At 41.9% G+C, this 18,273-nt stretch carries 10 protein-coding genes and 1 pseudogene; 7 read left to right on the top strand and 4 right to left on the bottom strand.

Going from position 1 to position 18,273, the window contains the following annotated elements; genetic code table 11:
- Positions 1-2: 2 nt before the first annotated feature.
- The 4 genes from VLA57_RS04050 to VLA57_RS04035 form a co-directional block, all read right to left on the bottom strand.
- On the bottom strand, positions 3-773 hold the full coding sequence (locus tag VLA57_RS04050) for a methionine ABC transporter ATP-binding protein (protein WP_188004083.1): 771 nt from the start codon (positions 771-773) through the stop codon (positions 3-5).
- Positions 774-1,095: 322 nt separating this feature from the next.
- The gene (locus tag VLA57_RS04045) at positions 1,096-3,198 is read right to left on the bottom strand and encodes an ATP-binding protein (RefSeq protein WP_333954417.1); all 2,103 of its coding nucleotides are present in this window, start codon (positions 3,196-3,198) and stop codon (positions 1,096-1,098) included.
- Between the two features lie 137 nt (positions 3,199-3,335).
- Complete coding sequence (locus VLA57_RS04040; protein WP_011514418.1) at positions 3,336-4,058, bottom strand: response regulator transcription factor; 723 nt, start codon at positions 4,056-4,058, stop codon at positions 3,336-3,338.
- Between the two features lie 273 nt (positions 4,059-4,331).
- Positions 4,332-5,543 carry an efflux RND transporter periplasmic adaptor subunit gene (locus tag VLA57_RS04035; RefSeq protein ID WP_333954416.1) on the bottom strand — a complete coding sequence of 404 codons (1,212 nt, stop codon included), beginning with the start codon at positions 5,541-5,543 and terminating at the stop codon, positions 4,332-4,334.
- 659 nt (positions 5,544-6,202) lie between these two features.
- On the opposite strand from VLA57_RS04035, the gene pilG reads away from it, so the two are divergent.
- From pilG to VLA57_RS04000, 7 genes and pseudogenes are all read left to right on the top strand, one after another.
- Positions 6,203-6,580 (top strand): twitching motility response regulator PilG, encoded by a 378-nt coding sequence (pilG, locus tag VLA57_RS04030; RefSeq protein WP_011514416.1) that lies wholly within the window; start codon positions 6,203-6,205, stop codon positions 6,578-6,580.
- Positions 6,581-6,745: 165 nt separating this feature from the next.
- Positions 6,746-7,108, top strand: a complete 363-nt coding sequence (locus VLA57_RS04025) for a response regulator (protein ID WP_011514415.1) — start codon at positions 6,746-6,748, stop codon at positions 7,106-7,108.
- A gap of 3 nt (positions 7,109-7,111) precedes the next feature.
- Positions 7,112-7,642 (top strand): chemotaxis protein CheW, encoded by a 531-nt coding sequence (locus VLA57_RS04020; RefSeq protein WP_333954415.1) that lies wholly within the window; start codon positions 7,112-7,114, stop codon positions 7,640-7,642.
- A 526-nt stretch (positions 7,643-8,168) separates the two neighbouring features.
- A pseudogene (locus tag VLA57_RS04015) lies at positions 8,169-9,173 on the top strand (methyl-accepting chemotaxis protein); the annotation flags it as partial.
- Positions 9,174-9,362: 189 nt separating this feature from the next.
- The gene (locus VLA57_RS04010) at positions 9,363-10,331 is read left to right on the top strand and encodes a CheR family methyltransferase (RefSeq protein ID WP_333954414.1); all 969 of its coding nucleotides are present in this window, start codon (positions 9,363-9,365) and stop codon (positions 10,329-10,331) included.
- A 30-nt stretch (positions 10,332-10,361) separates the two neighbouring features.
- Positions 10,362-17,267, top strand: a complete 6,906-nt coding sequence (locus VLA57_RS04005) for an Hpt domain-containing protein (protein ID WP_333954413.1) — start codon at positions 10,362-10,364, stop codon at positions 17,265-17,267.
- Positions 17,260-18,270 (top strand): chemotaxis protein CheB, encoded by a 1,011-nt coding sequence (locus VLA57_RS04000; protein WP_333954412.1) that lies wholly within the window; start codon positions 17,260-17,262, stop codon positions 18,268-18,270. Before VLA57_RS04005 ends, VLA57_RS04000 begins: the two co-directional genes overlap by 8 nt.
- Positions 18,271-18,273: the final 3 nt, after the last annotated feature.

Below are 18,273 nucleotides of genomic sequence, written 5' to 3'. Positions count from 1 at the left end.
CATTAGTCTTCGTGGACTAAGCCTTTGCCAATTGGGGTGGTGGCCTGAATGAGACCATCGCGGATGTCTGCTACTTCGAGCAATTGTCCTTGATGTAACAAGGCTGCACGGTCACATAGTCTACGAATGACGCTCATCTCATGAGTTACAATGACGATAGTGACGCCAAGCTGCTCATTGATATCACGCAGGCAAGTCAACAAACTGCGCGTAGTGGCAGGGTCGAGCGCACTGGTTGGCTCATCAGCAAGGAGTACTTTTGGGCTTGGCGCAATCGCACGGGCGATACCAACACGCTGTTTTTGTCCGCCTGACAACTGCGCAGGATAGTGGCTAGCGCGGTCGATTAAATCAACGATTTCTAGACAATCCATGACACGCTTATGAATATCAGCGCGAGGGTAGCCTGCAACCGTTAAGTTAAAAGCAACATTGTCAAAGACGGTGCGATTAGACATCAGATTAAATTGCTGAAAAATCATACCGATATTATGACGGGCGATACGCAAGTCACTGGCAGACAAAGAAGTCAGGTCTGTACCATCGATAATTACTTGACCTGAATCAGGACGTTCAAGCAAATTAATCAGGCGTAAAAGCGTTGATTTACCCGCACCTGAATAGCCCATCAAGCCAAAAATCTCACCTTGCTGGACGGTTAGTGACGTCGGCTCGACAGCAGTAAACCAATGCGGCTTGCCGTTTTTATCTTTTATAGACCGGTCACTCAAAAAACTCTTGGTCACATCGTTTAAGACAATCATGTCACTCATGGAAGGCTCAAAATTCAATAAATGTTTTAGTGGTTATGAAGTGGTCGTCGTCTCTCTGACTGCTGAGCAGTTGAGTTAAAACCACATTCGATAACCCCATAATAAGGGGCGCTAATATAGCATATTATGGAAGGTTTTTGATACAGGCATCGATGATTGACTTTGAACTTAGCTTAGTCAATATCAAGATATATAGAATGAAGTAGGTAGGATGTCGTTATGGTATATTTTTCTGACTTATTGATCGCTATGCACGCTAAAGGCTTGTAGTTCTTATGCTATAGCACTTCTGAAAGTTTGTTTATGATATGAATGAATAAAATCAGTCACGATTGTCATGATGATGGTAATGCGGATCGAGTTTAACAGGCAACACTACCAAAAATCGCGTGTGACCATTGATAGTGTCAGTAGTGATTCTTCCTTGATGGGCGGTGACAATTTGTGATACTAAGGACAAGCCAAGACCTGAGCCTTTATTTTTTTGCTGCAAACGCACAAAGGGACTAAAAACTTCTTCACGTTTATTTTCAGGGATGCCATCACCCTCATCAATCACTGCCAATACCACATACTTCGGAAGCAGACGTGTTGGCTCCGGTTTAGATTTTTTGAGATGTTTGCTAAATAGGCTTTCTTTACGGGTGGTATTTGACGTTTCAGGACTTTCTTTATCAATTGCTTTATCACTTTCTTTTATCGCCACATCACTATTTTTATTCACTTTATTGGCATCTTCTTTATTGCTATTGATAGCATTTTTACCAGAGATGTCATCAATAGCATGGTCAGGATCTTCAGAAGACCGTTGCTTCTCAGGCACGGCACGCCACATCACTTTCTTTAGCTTATCGGTCAAATCTGATGTAAAACTATGATAATTATCAAACAATGAAGAATTACCAACCTTTTCAAGTGTCTCGCTCGTATTCGTAGGCTCTACTTGCTCTAAGATAGTACTATCGCTATCTTGATTCACAGTATTATCAGATTCATTGTCAGTACTAATATGAGCATCATTCACCAAATTTTCACCATTTTGATAAATAGCTGGTGCTGGTAATATCACTACAGACTCACTATTTGCTGCTTTTGGCTTTGGAAGCGCTGCGCTAATAGAATTATTCGGCTCTGATACTGTATCTTGCTGATGAGCAAGCGGATTTGTACTATAAGATGACTCATCAGAATAAAAGTCTGAGCTGTTATAGTCTATAAAGCTACTGCATAGGACTGTCTGCAATAAAAAATCAGGGATGTCTTCAGCTTCTTCAAGGGTCTGCACGCCATACAGTAGCACAGTGACTGGGGGTTTTCCATGCAGCATGGCATTGGTTAATAGATTGCGAATTAGATGGGTGAGCATTGATGATTGACCGTCAATTACAATGTGCTCGCCAATTAACGTTGCTTCAGGATAGTGTTGGCGTTCTTGATTCACCAAATCATATAAATCTAAATTTTCAACTTGCTGTAAGGCATGACCGGCATCCAAACGGCTCACTAATAGAATACTTTCAACCAAATCATTGAGACCTGAGAGGTCGCGATTAATGGCTTGAGCGCGCTTATCAAATTTGGCTTTGTTGTCACTTGGCAATGGACCTGTCAGCATGTCCATCATCTCAATCTGTAGGCGAATACGTGTTATGGGTGTACGCAGCTCATGAGAGGCATGTGCCAGTAATAAATTATTGGCATCAATAAGGTGTTCAATCTTTTGTGCTGCTTGATTAAATCCACGTGCCAGTGAGGCGATTTCATCATTGCCGCGTGCATTTACCCGTACCGTAAAGTCACCATCGCCAAGCTGAGCCATCTGTAGACTCATCTGATTAATACGCCAAGTAATGGTCCGGGCAATCCACCAAAGGACGCCTGCCATAATGAGTAGCAATAAGAGCGTGCCAGTAAATAAGTTAAGCGCCGCAGAGAGAACCGGCTTTTTGGGTGGCAAGCGTGACTCATATAATAGCGTATAGCCAGTACTGCTATAAACTTGAGCTTGCTTGGTTGGTGACGTTTCTGCAAAAGAGGGGAAAACACGTGAGAACAAAGAAGGCGTAGCAGGAAGTTCTAGCGGCAAATCGCTATTATCTGTTTGCATCAGCAGATGACCTTCGCTGTCATATAAGCCCATTTTTGCCTGCAATGACTCATCAAAGATATCGAAGCTTTTTTTGACTACGGCTAGCATAAAACGCGATTGTAGGCGATTTTCCTTACTAACTGCAATATTTAGCTCATGCAAAAAAGGATCGATCTGTCCTAAAATTTGCGTTGCCAATACCTCTGAGCGAATGCCCGCATCTTTATCATGTACCAGCTGTGTCAATAATACCATCGCAACAGCAAACAAGATAAGCGCCAGCATGACACTGGCAAATAGCTTGGCAAATACGGAACGAAAACCCAATTGCTGCATTAAATAATCTCTATTATCAAAAACTTAAGCCACTTTGTATGGTCAAACATAAAAGGGGTTATCATACATATGATACCCCTTTTAATAAACTATTTTAAAGCTGTTTGACTGTTTATTTACCAACAGTTTACTACTGACTACACTTGGTCAGTGGCAAATTGATAACCGACGCCGCGCACTGTAATAATACGCTTTGGTTGACGTGGATTGTCTTCAATCAACGCACGAAGACGCGAGATATGTACGTCAATGGCGCGATCAATATTGTCTGAGCTGTCATCATTTGGCATAGCTTGCCACAATTGCTCGCGGTTTAGTACTTTGCCTGAATGAGTGGCAAAATAATGCAGCAATTGAAACTGATGCGTTGTCAAACGTACAGGTAAATCATCGATAGTCACTTCATGACTGTCAGGGAACACGCTCAAACGACCAAAAGTTAAGCTATCTGACTGACTGTCCGCTTGATTTGGCTGCTCATGGCGGCGAATAACCGCACGAATACGGGCTAGCAGTTCACGCGGCTCAAACGGTTTGGCAATATAGTCATCAGCGCCCATCTCAAGACCCAATACGCGGTCTGTGGTATCACCTTTTGCCGTCAACATAATGATCGGCACTTTATTGGTCATATTGTTTTTATTGCCACGGATTTTTTGGCAAACTTGCATACCATCCATGTCGGGTAGCATGAGGTCAAGTACTACCAAGTCAATATCACGCTCTTTGGTGTCTAATAAATCCAGACCTTCTTGACCAAGACCTGCATGATGCACATCATAATAATTCATGGTCAGATAATCACTGATTAATTCTGCTAAATCTGGATCATCTTCAATTAACAAAATCTGCTTACTCATAATGTTTCCTCTAGTTGTTGTTATAATTTGTCTTAATGCACTTTTACAATTTATAAAAGTGGCGTCTGCCCTTAGTTTTCAATTATCCCAAATGCTCATATAATAAATATGTAAATCAAAAGTAGCTATCCATACAAGCCATGCTTTAATGCTATGCAATAAAAGTATGCAATCCGTACTATCCATAATACGCTATATTGCCTAAACAGGATGTTATTAAACAAGGCGTGCTTTGTTAATGTTTCTACACAATGTAACTGCATGTCTCTGTACTTATGACACCACTACTTTTTTGCCTTTAGATTCAATGGGTAAGTTCGCCAAACAAATCAAACTGTCACTACTGATACCTGCGATTAAATATTGTTTGGTCAGTGGATCGTACTCAATCACTTCAATAGGCTGGCGGGTTAAGCGTTGGTCTTGTCCTATAATCCAGATATTGGCAGTCAAAGAACGCAGCGGTTTGTAAGGCGGCACCTGTATTTGTGTCAAGTCAACATTATGTAGGGCAATTTTAGGCACAATAGTACCCACTTCTATCTGCCCGTAGTCAACCCTGCCAGTGACTTGCATATCAGGCGCTAGCTGATTGCGACTGACTTCATTGTTGATCACATTTACATAGACCAAAAGCTGCATCGGTTGTTTTACCGCCTGCACTTTACTGACCTGACCGGTAAATTTATCTACTCTATCTTCGGCAGTAAAGTTGACGGTTTGACCGACAGAAATTTGCGATTCAGCTTCAATCGGCAACGTTGAGATAAAATGCAATTCCGTTTCGTCACTGAGCTTCAATAACACTGTTTGAGCTTCTATCTTTTGTCCAGCTTGCACCGACAGATTCTCTACGCGTCCTGAAAAGCGGGCACGCAATGTGATTAAATCAGAGGACTGCTTTGCCGTTGTTCTGCCTTTGCTATTACTAGCAAGCTCGGCTCTATTATTATCATTAATAACATTAGATTTTTTATTTAAGACGAAGGTCTGGCTAGTATTGTCAGAAGTGCTAGCTCCATCAGCATTACTAGCAGTTGTATTTAATTCTGCTTCTATATTGGTTTCAGTATTATCCGAGCCTATTGCTTTGTTTAAAATTTCCTGACGTCGAACTGTGAGTAGTGGCGTGCCTTTTTTCACCCATTGGTTGTCACTGACTAATACTTGCTCTACCGTCAGCGGTTGCGCCGCCATAAGGTTGATTTGCTTGATAGGTTCGATACGACCTTGTAAGCCAAGGCTCGGCTGATAACGGGTAGGTTTGATGCTTAAAATATGATCAGGTGTGATGGTGACACTATCGGCACTAATGAGTGGTATATCAACTGGCTCATTATTGTCGCTACTTAATACTTCGGTAGGAGATGTTGGCTGGCAGGCGATAAGAAATAGGGCGCTCAATATATAGACGCTCTTTTTTAACGGCGCAGTCTGTAAGCATATAAAACGCATGTAATGCAGCGAGCGCATAAAAAATGTCATACCAATCACCATCATAAACGACTTTTTATTATATAGGGAATTACAAGTATGGGAAATGGTTCTACCATATTGTATTTAACTGGTTTTTTTAAGCGCTAGATGAGACGCTGTAAAACGCCGTTTTTATATAGAGAATAGTCGTTAAGTGGCTAAATTTAGAACATAATTTCACTAATTACTGGATAATGGCTGGTAACTATGCTAAAACGAACATATCAAAATATATTGATACATTTTTATCACAAAGGTAAATTATTCAGTAAGATGAATGCTGGTTCTATATAATGGCTACGATTGGAAAGACGACATTTAACAACGAAGCTATTCACTTGCAACTTGGTTGATTGTTTTGGTTTTCAATATAGTAGGTTTTTGATGAGACTAAATATTCAACTGTTCTTATAGCAAGCAATATTGAATAAGAGATACTCGTTTATTGACAGAGGATTCGATTACATTATTCATTAAATTTGCCTGCGATAATTAATGGTTGCAGAGTATGAGTAATCATTGAATTTATGGCTATAATAACGCTGTAAGAAATTTAGCATAACGCCCAACATACTAAGATAATTCATTGTGAGTAAACAGTACTACGCGTGAGTAGTACTGTGAACATATCGCATAATGAATAAACAGTCGTTAATAGGACAATAAGAATGGAAAATAATTTTGATGGTTTAAAAGTAATGGTTATTGATGACTCAAAAACCATTCGCCGTACCGCAGAAACCTTGCTGCAAAAAGCGGGCTGTGAAGTTGTCACTGCCATTGATGGATTTGATGCTTTGGCTAAGATTGTCGACCACAATCCAGATATTATTTTTGTGGATATCATGATGCCACGTTTGGACGGTTATCAAACTTGTGCCTTGATTAAAAATAACCCTGACTATGCCAGTAAACCTGTGATTATGTTGTCATCTAAAGATGGTTTATTTGATAAAGCCCGTGGACGTATTGTAGGTTCTGATGAATATCTGACCAAACCGTTTAGTAAGGATGAGCTTTTTGAGGCAATTAATCAGTATCGTTAATCTGTAATATGATCATAAAAAGTGGTCAAGGCTTTTTCATATAACGATAAAATATTGTTGTCATAATCAGTAATATGCATTCAGTTCAGCATGAAATATTACTTCAATCGGTTTGTTTTAACACTCTATATCTAACAGATATCATCGAAAATAAAGGAAATAACTATGACTACTGTATTAGTCATTGACGATTCACCATCTGAGATGGCGAAATTTCGCGACATGCTTTCTAAAAATAACTATCAAGTATTGGAAGCGACCAATGGTGAACAAGGCTGCCAGATGGCCATTGCTCATCTACCAGACGTCATTTTGATGGATGTGGTCATGCCTGAAATGAATGGTTTTCAGGCAACTCGTAAAATCACTCGTGATAAGGCAACAGCACATATTCCTATCATCATGATCAGTACCAAAAATCAAGAAACCGATCGTGTATGGGGCAAGCGTCAAGGTGCAAAAGAGTATCTTACCAAGCCTATTGATGAAAGCGGTCTGGTCCAGATCATTCGTAAAGTAATGGAGTAGCTTGTGGCATCGAGAGGATTTATTGAGCTTCTGCGTATAGCAGATATGGCACGTTCGCGTAAAAGCGGACGCCGCGGCGGACAAGAATTTGACTGGCAAGGGGTAGTATTTGAGATTGGCGGTCAACGCTTGGTTGCGCCAATGGGTCAAGTAGCAGAAGTATTATCCATGCCAGAATATACCAGCGTGCCCTTAGTAAAGCCTTGGATGCTTGGTATTGCTAATATTCGTGGGCGTTTACTGCCGTTGACCGATTTGTCTCGATTTTTACAAGTGCCGAGTCGGTTAGCGCAAATGAGTCAGCGTAAGGTGATGGTCATTGACTATGATAGTGTGTTTTCAGGGTTACTTGTTGACCAAGTGATTGGTATCGAGCAGTTTACTCAAGACCAATATCGTCCAGAAGCCATTGAGCCAAACTCACCATTTGCACCTTATAACCACGGCAAGTTTTTCAAAGATGAACAAGATTGGTATGTGTTTATGCCAAGCTTACTGACACAGGATCTACAGTATACCGATGCTGCAATATAACTGTCTTTAATGACCCGTCATGTTTGATCATGAGGTGTTCATTAAAACGATGGCAGAAGAATCATAGCTGACATGATCCGGTGGTGTGTCAGCATTCATACAGGCTTTGTTCATCACGGTTGTTTTGATAACACTATGATTTCAGAGTCAGTCACAATAAGACTTTGATGATTGTTTGAAAGGAATAAGTGCGATGAGTGATGCTATAAATAACCCTGTAAGCGGTGTAAATAAAGCCGCGACAAATGCAAACAGTCAATGGAAACTACTACTAGGCGGTTGTGCTCTAGTGGCTATGGGTGCTCTATTGGCGCTGATCAATGCCATATCCTCGGTCAGTGAGTATTTAACCGATTTTAATCAGGCTGTCATAATACCGGTAGTTGTCTTTGTGCTCAGTGTACTGGGTATCTTTTTCGCTTTTTATAAGTTGCTACAGCAGCGCGGTGGCTCAGAACGTCTCCTTATCGAAAAAGAGACCTTACGTCGTCGTCAAGAAGCGGAAGCTGAGTCTGAACGTGCGCGCCAAATCCAAGAAGAAAATGAGCGTAACCAGATTGCTATTTTGCGCCTACTTGATGAGTTGGGTGATTTGGCAGACGGTGATTTGACGGTTAATGCAACAGTATCAGAAGACTTCACGGGTGCAATTGCCGATTCTGTTAACTTTGCTATTGACCAACTACGCCAATTGGTACTGGTTATTAACAGTACCGCAGATCGCGTTTCGCAGTCATCAGAGCAAACACAGATGAATGCAGTCGAGCTTGCGGCAGCCTCTGAGCATCAAGCACAAGAAATCGCTGGTGTGTCTGCGGCTATTAATGAGATGACGGTGTCCATTGACCAAGTTTCGAATAACGCTGCAGAATCTGCAACGGTTGCTCAGCGTTCGGTTGCCATCTCTTACAATGGAGCAGAAGTAGTACAGCGCTCTATTGAAGGTATGAACGTTATCCGTGATCAGATTCAAGAAACCTCAAAACGTATTAAACGTCTTGGTGAGTCTTCGCAGGAAATTGGTGATATCGTTGGTTTGATTAATGATATTGCAGACCAAACTAACGTTTTGGCATTAAATGCAGCGATTCAGGCATCGATGGCAGGTGAAGCAGGACGAGGCTTTGCGGTCGTTGCTGATGAGGTTCAGCGTCTTGCTGAGCGTTCGGCAAATGCAACTAAGCAGATTGAGACGTTGGTAAAAACCATTCAGGCAGACACCAGTGAAGCGGTCATGTCGATGGAATCAACGACGTCTGAAGTCGTACGTGGTGCGCGGTTGGCAAAAGATGCGGGTGAAGCACTAGAAGAGGTGCAAACCGTTTCTAATACTTTGGCTGATCTCATTCAGAATATTTCAAATGCTGCTCTGCAACAGGCAGAGTCAGCAGGTCATATCTCTCATACCATGAACATTATTCAAGATATTACCTCTCAAACGTCTTCTGGTACGATGGCGACTGCACGTTCTATTGGTGAGCTAAGCGAAATGGCTGCAGCACTACAAGAATCAGTCACCGGCTTTAAAATATCAAATGATGATGAGCAGTTGAATCATGAAAGCATGGATCATGAATATCTCGATATGGATGAGAGAGTCTCAGCCAGTATGTAATAACTGTCGATAATAGCTATGATCTTTCCTATGGAAATGTTAACCAAATTGCTGCTTTAAACAGACATTATAAAATTTGGAGCAGCAACATTAATAGCAGGTCGCATGAATCATCATATTCAAAAAGGCAGTATTCATATAATTGAAGCTACATCAATAGACAGCCTCATGCAAGATAATGTGAAAATGATACGGCATGACGATTATTCTGATACTAGACAGTGGCAACGCTATATAGAGTGTGAGATTGGTTTTATTTTACCTAATATTCAATGTAATTGGTTGGAAAACGCGGTGATTCACACGGCATTGTTTTATGGATTGACTACCGTCCAGTTATGGCAGCAGTTGCCGTTTAACAATGAGCTACGCCAGCATTTGCTTGATAAAGTATTGATCCATGAAAGCCGATTTTTCCGTCATCTGCCTTCTATTAATTTTGTCACAGAATGTGCAGAGCAGCATCAGCGCCGCAAGTGGATAGCTGCTGATACTAGTGAGATGTTTCACATATGGAGTGTGGGCTGCGCGAGCGGACAAGAGACGTGGTCTCTAGCAATGAGTTTGGCTGCAAAGCAATTGAGCAATTACACGATCTTGGGTACAGATGTCAGTCAACAAGTACTAGCAAAGGCGCGATTGGGTCAATATGACGCTAAACAGCAATCATTAATCCCGCCATATTGCCAGCAGTTTGTGCAACCATTATCACCAGCAATCATGGCTGACGAAGCGAGTATTGGTAACACTTATCTAAATAGAACCACGGCAAGAAGTAGCTATGGCTACTGGCAGGTCGCAGCAACGTTGAAATCGCAGGTCCGTTTTGCTTTACACAATATTATGGATGAAAAACCGCCTACCGCACATCTACAACAGGTGATTGTTTGTCAAAATATGCTGCTATATTTTCGCAAGTTTGATCAGCGTGATATTTTAGCTCGATTATCAAAACAATGCGCCTTGGGTGGTTATATTATATTGGCTCCAGGTGAGGCGCTATTTTGGCGTCCTTCAAATATGCGCCGTATTGCGCACCCACATCTCAATGCGTGGCAAAAAATCAGTACCTAAATTAGCGCCTAAAAGAGTCAGGATGAATCTATGAAAAACCAGCCCAATGACATGGTAACGCTTGAGTGGTTATTGCCACTGTTTACTCAGCAATTAACACAGGTAGCTGATGGCTGGCAATTAGAGACAGCACGTACTAATGACGAGCAAATGGCACAGTACTATCATGAAATTGCTGGTGCCCTGATCATGATTAATTTGCCTGCTCTAGCAAGTTTAGCTAATAAGCTTAGCTTATTAGCAGAAGCCACTGTTTTTGATGGTTTAGATAATGGCAGCTTAGATATAAATTTGGCTGCTGAGAAACTCAGAATAGGGCAGATTGCTCATAAAGTGTTACAGCGTGAGCTGGAACATTATGTGCGCACAGGTAGATATCATAGTGTTTCAATGAATAAAACGCTGACTGATCTAGCACAAGTCTTATCGCAGTTTGATATAGTCACAGAGCCGCTTGCAGATACCTTATCCTTGACGACAGACAGTCATTTGGCTAGCTTATCGGATTATGATGATATTGACATAACTCTACCTGTGAGTAGATCAGTGTCAGATTTAGATAGTCAACAGCATCGGCAATTGCTATTAGTGTGGCGCCAACAGACGCAAAAATTGCTCGCTGCCAATATCAATAAGCCTGCTATCCTGACTGTGCTACAAAAGGTCAGCCATTATTTATGGCAAACGGCGCAAGAAGCTGATTTGCAGCGCTTGTGGTATCTGGCTGAGCTATGGCTACAGGATCTTGGGCAAAATGAAATACCACTACCTAAGCAGTATGCAGGAATATTAAGTCAGCTGGATCAATTGATAGACAGTCATAAAGATCAGATTGAGCCACCTATAAGCGAGATACAAAGTCTCGTTAGTCATATTTATAGCGAATTAAGTAGCCTTATTCATAACAGTGATAATGCTGAATCTTTATTGAATGGCGGTATACAGATAGACGCTGAAGTACGTCTCTTACCTCGTATATTGAGTGAGATTGAGACGATTATTTTTGCACTTGATAAGCCTCATACTTTGCTAAAACCTTTAGCGAAAATAAATAACCAGCTTAAAAGTCGTGGCTGGACATTATTTGCCTCACAAATCGATGCTATTGCGACTAATGTAGAGCGTAGCCTCTTATCAGAGCAGGATTTTACGCAAGAACAATGGCAGATTGAACGTCAGCTACAAGAGTTGTATAGCGCTGTCTATAATACAGAACAAATGATTTCTATCAAAATGGATGATGTAGCTGCATTCACTATTTCTGCTCGCACTGATAATGACTTGCAACCAGCAAACAGTTTAGATGTTGGTTCTGTTAATGTGGATTTACGTGAGCTACGTATTACGGCTGAAGAAGTTAAGCAAGATTTTCACAACTATATACAACGCCAACAGTTAGAATTATTGCCAGAGCAGGCAAGTCTTGCGGGCATGAGCCAGACTTTTAATAGTATGGGGCTGCCAGCGATTGGTGAAGTAGTCAACAAGATAGCTGATATATTTGTACAGATACGTACTCATAACCTTGCCATATTGCGCTGGGACGTTACCGAGGCGTTGGCAGAGAGTTTGAGTGCCATTGAGCTATTATTGGATTATCTTGCGCAACAGTTTGTTGATCAAACACTACTAGAAAAAGCAAATGCTTATATTGATACGGCAGCCAAGCTACTTAATGCATATATCGATGCGCCTGAAGCAGTCAACGATACTTTCTTCACCCAAAAACCAGCCGCCAATGATGTATTGCGCTATGACGACAGCGGTGAGATTGCGCCTGTCACTGTGCCGTCTTTTGATACTGAGACGTTGACTGACTCACTATTAGACAATAAACAGTCTATAGAGACAGGGGCAAGCGAAGCTTTATTGAAAATGCGCCAACAGCTAGATCCTGATACCTTCGATATCGATGAAGACATTCGAGAAATATTCATTGAAGAAGTTGAAGAAGTAATTGGTGATCTAGAAGACTTTTTACCAATATGGCAGGAAGATGCGCAAGATTTAACACCATTAACGGAACTACGTCGCGGTTTCCACACTTTAAAGGGCTCGGGACGTATGGTTGGTGCTGTTAGCATCAGCGAGATGGCATGGTCTATCGAAAATCTACTCAACCGTTTATTGGATAAAACCTTATCCGTAACGGACGATGTAGTAACGTTGATAACAGAAACCACCAAACGCCTACCCGTTATGCTATTTGACTTTGCAGCACAACAGCCACCAAGCTTTGACCCTGCTATTACTCTTTTGCAAAGTCATAACTTGATGACTCAGCAACCACTAAATACAGGTTTACCAGTAGCTGCGCCTACGTCATTAACAGCTGATATTGAAGAATCGGACCTTGCATCAGATCGTTATGTACTTGACCATAATTTACACGTGCAAGCCATAAGCTCAGTCTCTGAGCCAGCTAACACTTTGGATGCATTGTCAGATTTAGAGCTCCCTTTGGTATTACAGCCATTTATTTTGGAAGCACAGTCGCTAGCGGCAGATGCAAACGATGCTGATCCTGATATTAAAGAGACATTTATAGAAGAGGCTAATGAAGTCTTAGATGAAATTCTCCCTTTATATGGACATTGGCAGCTTTCACCTACTGATTTGACTGAACTGAAAGAAATACGCCGTGGCTTTCACACTCTGAAGGGCTCTGGTCGGATGGTCGGTGCTCATTACAGTGCTGAATTAGCATGGTCTATAGAAAACATGCTAAACCGCATTTTAGATAAGAGCATAACAGCCTCAGCGGATATACAGCAGCTGATTGGTGATGTATTGGCCGTGTATCCTGAGTTATTAAGCACTTTCGAGCGTGAAAGCCAAGATTATCCTACTATAATGCCATTGTGGGTTGCCTGTGCTAATGCTTATAGCAAACAATTAGGTGATGAATTTAGTTACTGTGCATTATACAATCAATGGTTACAGCCTGCTAAGCATACGCCAAGTCACATTGATTTAAACAGTCATATTCAAGATTTGGAGAATGATGAAGCCATTGATCGCACCTTGCAGACGATTTATTCGGTCAATGAAAAAATGGCAGAAGCACCAGTTATTGTGATGCCTCAAAGTGAAGAAGAACAGGCGTTCTTTGACATCTTTATTGAAGAGGCAGAAGAGTTGTTAGAAGGCGTTAATGACTTTGTACGTCATCATAAAAATGAGCCATATGTCGAGGTAAGTGACGAGATTGTGCGCGCATTCCATACTTTGAGAGCAGCTTCTGGCTCTAGTGCATTGACTGCTATTAGCGACGTGAGTGCGACGATAGAGCAAAGCTTAGAGCTTCTACAGCAGCAGGATATACCGATGAATGCAAGCCATTTAACTGCACTGGCCCAATCTGTCACGCTTATTGATGGTTATCTCCATAACTATAAACAACATGCAAACCAGCAAGATATGTCGGCAGAGCATATGCAAAGCGAGCAGGATATCGCCTCGTTACAGGCGATGCTTGAGGAGCAAGATGACGATAGTGAGGCAAGCACTGAGGATAAACCAACGATTAATGACTTGTTAGATGGCAATATTGATGAGTTATTAGACGCCGAGTGGCAATTAGATGAAGCGCTTAACAGTGCTGATATCGAGCAAATCCAAGCCTATATCGCTGAGCAAATTTTACAAATTAAATATTTAACTGACAAAGCACAAGCCTTTCCAAAATTCGTCTCTATTCTTGATGCCTTACAAGATGCTTATCATTATTTGAGCCAGTATCCAAAAGAAGCGTCAGATATTAATATCCAAGAAATCCTACTTGCAGGTCATGCGCAGTTAGTTGGTTTATTTGATGCTTTAGCAGGCAGTACGTCATTAAAAATTGATGAGCAAGTACTAGAGAAGTTAGAGAGTATCAAGCAATACAACACCGTGCAAGCTAGTATAGTGCAAGACAATATTGTGCAAGATAAGAATGAAAGTGATGAAAATATAGCCGATGAAGAACAGGCTACTGTACAAAGTATTGCCGCACCTGAGCTAGAGCTTGAAACTATCGATACGGATATTGAGCTACTAGAAATCTTCTTAGAAGAAGCGCAAGAGCTTGATGATGCGCTGGTCGATAGTTTCAGTAAGTGGCGTGCAGACATCACCCATATCAATACCTTAAAGGTGCTCCAACGCCATCTGCATACCATCAAAGGTGGTGCGCGTATGGCAGGTATCCGCAGTATTGGCGACTTGACTCATGAAGCAGAAAGCGTTTATGAGGCGTTTGTAGAATCTAAACGCGAGCCAACCGCGCAGTGGCTTGAGATTATGCAAGTGGTGCAAGATACCTTATCGCTGCAGGTAGCACACATTGTACGTTATCAAAAATCTTTTTTTGCGCCTGAGCTCATGGCTCAATTACAGCAGTTCTTAAAAGCACAAGCATTGCCAGAAACGGTACAGCTTATTATTCCTATGCCAAATAACCATGTGGCAGCTGAGCCTCAAATCTTTGCCAATCAAGATAGCCAACATGTAGCAAATGAGGCAGATGCGTTAAGTTTAGATAAAATCGTTCAGCAATCGTGGGCGCATGGTTTACCTGATGCCGATATTTTAGAAGTTTTCTTAGAAGAGGCCACAGCGCTCACCAATCGTAATGAATATCTACAGTTATTCTTAAATGATGCTGGTGACATGGTTGCGCTGCAAGCACTACAGCGCGACTTGCATACCTTAAAAGGTGGTGCACGTATGGTTACTGCTACTGGTATTGCTGATTTGGCTCATGAAATGGAATCAGTTTATCAAGACTTTGTTGCTCAGCGCCGCCCTGCAACCACGAAAGTGCTGGAGTTGTTGGCTGCTTGTTATGACTGGCTAGCAGATGCTGTTTTTATCCTATCGCAGCAAGTGAATCCGCCAACACCTAGTTTACTAATTGAGGCATTACAGCAATTTAGTAAAAACCCTAATAGTTTAAAGCAGGTACCAGCAGAAACCCTGCAAGCTCAGCGTGAAACGATTTTAATTGCCAAAGAAAATCAAGAAACAACCTACATCCAAGAAGATATCAGCGCCATGCCGCTGATGGTTAACGATGCGACTGAACAAGAGCAAAATACCAATAATAATGAGATGATTCGTATCTCAGGCAGTCTGATTGAGCATATGATTAACCTGTCAGGTGAGTCTGCGATTAACCGTGCTCGTATAGATATGGGCATCAGTAGCTTGACCAACAGTATTGAAGAGATGGGTACTACCGTACAGCGTCTAGCGGATCAGTTGCGCCGTATGGAAATTGAGCTTGAGGCACAGATTTTATCGCAGATTGATGAAGATCTGGTCAATCATGAAGGTTTTGACCCGCTGGAGATGGATCAATACTCTTCTTTGAATCAGCTGTCAAAATCTTTGTCAGAGTCGGCATCGGATTTGGTCGAAATTAACCATACTTTATTAGAGAAAACGCGTGATAGTGAAAGTCTATTGCTCCAGTTATCTCGGACGCAGACTGAATTACAAGATGGTTTGATGAACTCACGTATGGTTCCTTTTACGCGATTAACACCAAGGCTTGAGCGTATTGTCCGCCAAACGGCTAATGAGCTGAATAAGTCGGTTGAGCTAAAAATTATCAATGCTGATGATGAGATGGATAGAACCATTCTAGAGCGTATCACCTCACCGCTTGAGCATATGTTACGTAACGCAGTCGATCATGGTATCGAAAATGTGGCAGCAAGGCTGGCAGCAGGTAAAGAGCGCAGCGGTCAAATCACGCTAGAAGTACTACGTGAAGGAAGTGAAATTGTCATTTTGCTCAATGACGATGGACAAGGAATTGATGTAGAGGCGGTACGTGAAAAAGCCATTTCTCAGGGTTTGATCGACGCCAAAGATAGGAATCTTAGCGACCTTGATATCATGCAATATATATTTAATGCTGGTCTTAGTACCAGCAAACAGGTCACGCAGATATCAGGGCGCGGCGTCGGTATGGACGTTGTTATCAGTGAGATTCGTCAGCTAGGTGGTGCTGTATCCGTGGTATCAGAGCTTGGCAAAGGATCGAGCTTTACCATCCGTGTACCATTAACGGTAGCTGTGTCCGATGCTTTGGTAGTTCGAGCAGCTGATCGTTACTATGCCATACCTTTGGTGCAGATTGAACGCGTTGTACGTATCAATCCAGAAAAAGTCTATGACTATTATCAATCGGGTAAGGCGACTCTCAATTTTGAAGATACCGACTATCGTGTACGCTATTTAAATGAGATTTTATCTGGTAATAAGCTCAATGAGCTGGTCGTTAATACCAATACTAGCGTGCCGCTTATTATCATCAAAAACCGCAGTGGTCAGAATATGGCCTTACAAGTCGATCAAATAGCAGGCTCACGTATTGAAGTAGTGGTAAAACCTTTGGGGCAACAGTTCTCAAATTTATCTGGTATCTCAGCGGCTACCATTATGGGCGATGGCTCAGTGATGCTCATTCTAGACTTGATAGCCTTGATGCGTAACGCGGCTTTAGTCAAAGACGTCACGCATTCTAAAGCTACTGAACAAAGAAATATGGATTCCAATACCACGATTCTGGTCGTTGATGATTCAGTCACCGTCAGAAAAGTAACCTCACGATTCTTAGAGCGTCAAGGGTTCAATGTGGTACTTGCCAAAGATGGTATCGATGCGCTTGAGATACTACAAGAGATGACGCCTGACTTAATGCTGCTTGATATTGAAATGCCGCGCATGGACGGTTTTGAAGTTGCTACCCAAGTCAGACATAATGGACGCTTGCAGCATTTGCCTATTATCATGATTACCTCACGAACCGGTGAGAAGCATCGTGAACGTGCCCTTGAGATTGGGGTAAATGACTATATGGGCAAACCTTTCCAAGAAAACCAGCTGCTTGATAAAATCCAAAGTTTATTGGATGAAAAGGTCCACCTAACTCATCATGGGTAACATACGTGCCTTGGCGTTAAAAGATAAAAATGAGATTAAAGTACTGGTGGTGGCAGAAGACCATCAGCAGCGGATGGCGTTCTCTGATACAGTGCGGAGCTGTGGCTTTCATCTGGTGGATTGCGTTACACCATCGCAGTTGAAGGATAAGTTTGATGGTTATGAAAGCGCTATTGATATCTGGTTGATAGACAGTGATTACGATGAGCATCTAGCGACCATGACAGCTGCTTCCAATCCTGTAGCGATGTTGGTCGGGTTTAGTCAAGCACCTTATCTTAATGAGGCGCAGCAGTACGCTAAATGGCAACGTAAATTCAAACGTAAGCTTGCGCAACTGCTGGATTTGCCAAATCTTATCGATAATTCTGTCTATAAGGATGATATTAGTGATTGGCGTTATGTGGTGTTCTTAGGGGCATCTATGGGTGGTCCTAGTGCGGTTAAAGCGTTCTTAGATCACCTATCGCCAACACTGCCGATAAGTATTTTACTAGCGCATCATTTTAATCAAACCATGATTAGTACCTTGCCACGTATATTAAGTCGCCATAATGACTGGCACTGCCAGATGATTACTTCCTCGCAGCGCATGCGTACAGGTCAATGTCTGATCGTACCTATCGATCAACAGATTGTCTGTGACTCAACTGGTCGCATTATCTTATTAGATCAGGCTTGGGTAGGGGATTATAAACCTGCTATTGGTCAGATTCTCAAAAACACCAGCGATGTTTATGGTAGCGAGCTGATAAACATTATCTTTTCAGGTATGGGCAATGATGGCACGCAGTATTTAGATTTGATACAAGATAATGACAGTCAATTATGGGCACAAGACCCAATTTTGAGTACTTGTCCCAGTCAGCCACAGGCTATCATTGACTCAGGATATTGTACCTTTATCGGCAGTCCTCAAGCATTGGCAGAAAAGCTGACCAACTATATTGCTAATAAAGCGACAAACGACACTCCACATTCATTTATTGTGAGCGACTTATGAGAC

It is taken from the genome of Psychrobacter sp. S4(2024) (assembly GCF_036861305.1).
Lineage (GTDB): Bacteria > Pseudomonadota > Gammaproteobacteria > Pseudomonadales > Moraxellaceae > Psychrobacter > Psychrobacter cryohalolentis.
Note: the sequence above shows the minus strand (reverse complement) of the source record. Positions and strands in the feature narration are given on the sequence as shown.